This is a genomic window from Micromonospora sp. M51 (genome assembly GCF_018070305.1).
Taxonomy (GTDB): domain Bacteria; phylum Actinomycetota; class Actinomycetes; order Mycobacteriales; family Micromonosporaceae; genus Micromonospora; species Micromonospora parva.
The window spans coordinates 1-3,473 of record NZ_JAGPXZ010000662.1 but is presented as its reverse complement, the minus strand read 5'-3'; the positions used below and the strand labels follow the sequence as shown (position 1 = coordinate 3,473).

General features: G+C 72.3%; 4 protein-coding genes and 1 pseudogene. 4 read left to right on the top strand and 1 reads right to left on the bottom strand.

All coding sequences use genetic code 11. The features are described 5' to 3' along the window. Together KBX53_RS26580 and KBX53_RS26575 are read left to right on the top strand one after the other, a co-directional pair. A partial coding sequence (locus tag KBX53_RS26580) for an NYN domain-containing protein (protein WP_210862259.1) occupies positions 1–759 on the top strand: 759 nt, incomplete at its 5' end. Positions 760–963: 204 nt separating this feature from the next. Beyond that, entirely contained in the window at positions 964–1,683 is a 720-nt protein-coding gene (locus KBX53_RS26575) for a DinB family protein (protein ID WP_030337732.1), read from the top strand. 34 nt (positions 1,684–1,717) lie between these two features. Here KBX53_RS26575 and KBX53_RS26570 read toward each other — a convergent pair whose 3' ends face one another. Further along, entirely contained in the window at positions 1,718–2,218 is a 501-nt protein-coding gene (locus KBX53_RS26570) for a hypothetical protein (RefSeq protein WP_156057999.1), read from the bottom strand. 249 nt (positions 2,219–2,467) lie between these two features. Here KBX53_RS26570 and KBX53_RS26565 point away from each other — a divergent pair, with 249 nt between their 5' ends. Both KBX53_RS26565 and KBX53_RS26560 read left to right on the top strand, forming a co-directional pair. Continuing rightward, positions 2,468–2,686 carry a hypothetical protein gene (locus tag KBX53_RS26565; protein WP_210862257.1) on the top strand — a complete coding sequence of 73 codons (219 nt, stop codon included), beginning with the start codon at positions 2,468–2,470 and terminating at the stop codon, positions 2,684–2,686. A 102-nt stretch (positions 2,687–2,788) separates the two neighbouring features. Further along, positions 2,789–3,473, top strand: a pseudogene (locus KBX53_RS26560) (M48 family peptidase); the annotation flags it as partial.

The window sequence follows — 3,473 nt, the reverse complement described above, 5'->3', positions numbered from 1 at the left end:
ACCCAGGCCCGCGAACGGAAGGCCACCGAGCTGCTGGCCACCGAACGCGGCCGGGCCGCCCGCGCCAGCGCCGACGTGGACGCCGAACTCCGCCGCGCCCGGGCCCGGCTGGCCGAGGCCGAGGCCGCCGCCGGGGTGGCGCGGGCCAGTGCCAAGGAGGCACGCTCGGTCGACGACGCCCGGCTCTGGCTGCTCCTGGAGACCATCGGCCAGGCCGCCGTCGGGTTGCGCCGGGAGCTGGCGCTCGACCCGGTGAACAAACTCCCCGCCGACTTCGTCGCCGACGCGTTCGCCGAGCAGCCGGGCAGCGCCCCGGCCGGCCCGGCCACCCGCGCCCGCGACACCGACGACCCGGCCCGGCTCGACCAACTGCTCGCCCTGCCCCGGGCGCACCTCGTGGTGGACGGTTACAACGTCACCAAGCGCGGCTTCGGTGAGATGTCCCTGGAGCAGCAGCGCAAACGCCTCATCACCGGGCTGGGCGGGATCGCCGCGCAGACCGGCGACGAGGTCACAGTGGTCTTCGACGGCGCCGAGCGGATGCACGGCCTGCCGCCCGCGCCGCGCGGCGTGCGGGTGCTCTTCTCCCGCAAGGGCGAGACCGCCGACGAGCTGATCCGGCGGCTGGTCCGCGCCGAGCCGGCGGGCCGGCCGGTGGTCGTGGTCTCGTCGGACCGCGAGGTCGCCGACGGGGTACGCCGGCACGGGGCGTACCCGTTGGGCGCGGACTCCCTGCTGCGGCGGCTCGCCCGGTCCTGACGTCCCCGCCACACGCTGGTTTCCATCCGTACATCCGGACTCCGGCGTCGTGATCGACACGAGTTCCATGATGTCGGGGTGTCCGACCGGTTGGGATGGCCCATGGTCCTTGAACCCGGTCGATCCTGCTCAATCGATTGTCGGGTGGTCCGCTGTCGTACCCGAGGGCTAACGTCGCCGCTGTCGTCGGCGGAGGGAGTCACCATGGCACGGGACGACGTCACGGTCTTCGTCGACCAGGATCTGCGCGGTGCCCGGTTCAACAGGTCGACGCTGGCCGGTGCGGTGATGCGCGGCGTCGACGTCGATGGTCTGGACATCGACGCGCCGTGGCTGGCCGAGGGCACATTGCTGATCAACGGCGTCGATGTCGTGCCGTTGGTCGAGGCCGAGCTGAACCGGCGCTTTCCCGGGCGCGACCTCCGGCGGGCCGAGAACCCGGACGACCTTCGGGCGGGGTGGGCCGCGCTCGAACGGGCCTGGGCGGCGGCTGTCGACCGGGCCGTGTCCATGCCCGAGGGTGCTGTCGACGTCTCGATCGACGGGGAGTGGTCGTTCGCGCAGACGCTGCGCCATCTCGCGTTCGCCGCCGACGCCTGGTTGGGAAAGGCAGTCCTGCGCCTGCCGCAGCCGTTCCACCCGCTGGGTCAGTGGCACGCCGAGTATGAGACCGACGGCTTCGACATGTCGGTCTTCGCTACCGAGCAGCCGACATTCGACGCGGTCCTCCAGGTGCGGGCCGAGCGGCAGGCCATGGTGCGCGAGTTTCTGGCGACCGTCACGCCGGAGGTGCTCGCCGAGTCTCGGCCGAGCGCCTGGTGGCCCGAGCACGTCGTGTCCGTCCGGCACTGCCTGCACGTGATCTTTCAAGAGGAGTGGCAGCACCTCCGCTACGCACTGCGTGACCTCGACGCGCAGGGCTGAAACCCAACCCCGACGACCGGGCGGAGGCTCGGGGTCAGCTGGTCGGTAGTCGTCGGGCCAGCTCACGACGCAGTGCGTCGGTGCCCGGCGTCATCCAGGCGAGCCGGACGACCAACTCATAGGGGCCGCGCCCGGGGGTCGACCACTGCCCGGCCCGCATGGGGGGCCGTGTCTGCTCCGGGTCGAGTGGCGTGACCACCAGCCGGGGGTCCATGCGGCCTCGGACCTGGGCGCTGGCCATGTTGACCCAGTCGATGCTGAGACTGGTTCCGTTCGGCCCGGTCAGGTGCAGCGTCTCCTCGGTCAGCCGCAGCGGCAGCCGAGGCTGACGGCGCAGCTGCCAGTTGGTGGTCAGCGCGACGATGGCGCCGATCATCCCGAACCGCAGCAGCACCTTCCACCACACCTCGTCGAACACCACTGTGTAGAAGGCGAGGAGGGCCGCGGCACCCAGCAGAACGAGGACCTTGGCGAGGCGATGTCGACGGGGGGAGTACCGGAAGCCCACGACGGACGAAGCATCGAGGTCGGCCACCGTCGCTCAGTGCCCGACTGACCGAGCGACCAAACGATGCCGCTCGCTCGACCGGCAGAGCTCCGTGATGTCGGGCGTTCCGAAAGGGTGGGATACCCCGATATCGCTGATGTGGAGTGGATCTAGCCCTGAAACGGGCGGTCGGACGGGGTTCCTGTCGTACCCGGTGTTTAGTGTCGATGTCACCGACGGTGCTCGGCCGGCGACGACGAGAGTCGCCCGGGTGCCGCGAGCCGATCAGGAGGCGTGATGCTCATCGACTGCGACGGGTGCGCGAAGCGGGCCGACGGCTGTTCCGGCTGCCCGCTGACCGCCCTGTTCGACGAGACGTCCCCGGCGGCCGGGTTGGTCGCCGCCGAGGTCGAGGCCATCGAGGTGCTCGCCCGAGCCGGCTTCGACGTGGAGGTGCTGGCTGCGCCCGCCCGCCCACCGGCCGCTCGCCGCCGCCCCACCCGCCGGGTCGCCTGAGCGCGACACCGCGCCCGGAAGCGGGCTTTTCGCGGGCCATAGGATGAGCGGTCACGGCGGGAGGAGCGGCGCGATGAGCGGGGTACAACGGGCGGTGACGCGGTGACCCCGCGCGGGTGGGCGCTGCTGGCCCTGGCCGGGCTGACCGTCGCGCTGGTCGTGCTGGCCGCGCTGCTCATCCCGTGGCACCGTCCACCGGCGCCCCGCGCCGACCAGCTCGCCGCGCTGGGTGACCTGCCCGCCGAGCAGGTGGCCAAGGGGCGGGAGTTCCGGGCCGCGCTGCGCCCCGGCGGCTACGCCGCGCTCGCCGTCGGGCTGCTGATCGCCCTCGCGCTCGGGTTGACCCCGCTGGGCAGTCGCCTGGTCGAGCTGGTGGGCCGGCCGTTCGGCGGGCACTGGGTCGCGCAGGCCGTGCTCGGCGGGCTGGCGGTGATGCTCGTCGCCGACCTCGTGACACTTCCGTTCGCCGCCTGGCGGCAGAGCGTTCTCACCCGCTACGGGTTGAGCACCAACGGCTGGAGCGGCTGGGCTGTCGACCTGCTCAAGTCGTACGCGGTCAGCGCGGTGATCGGCGCGGTGGCGTTGTTCGGCTTCTACGCTGTCATCCGGCTCGCGCCGCGCTGGTGGTGGGCGTTCGGCGCGGCCGGCGCCGCCGTGCTGGTGGTGCTGCTGTCGTTCGTGCTGCCGGTGCTGGTGGAGCCGGTGTTCAACCGGTTCACCCCGATGGAGCAGGGCCCGTTGCGCACCGAGCTGATGAGCATGGCCGCCCGCGACGGGGTGCCAGTGC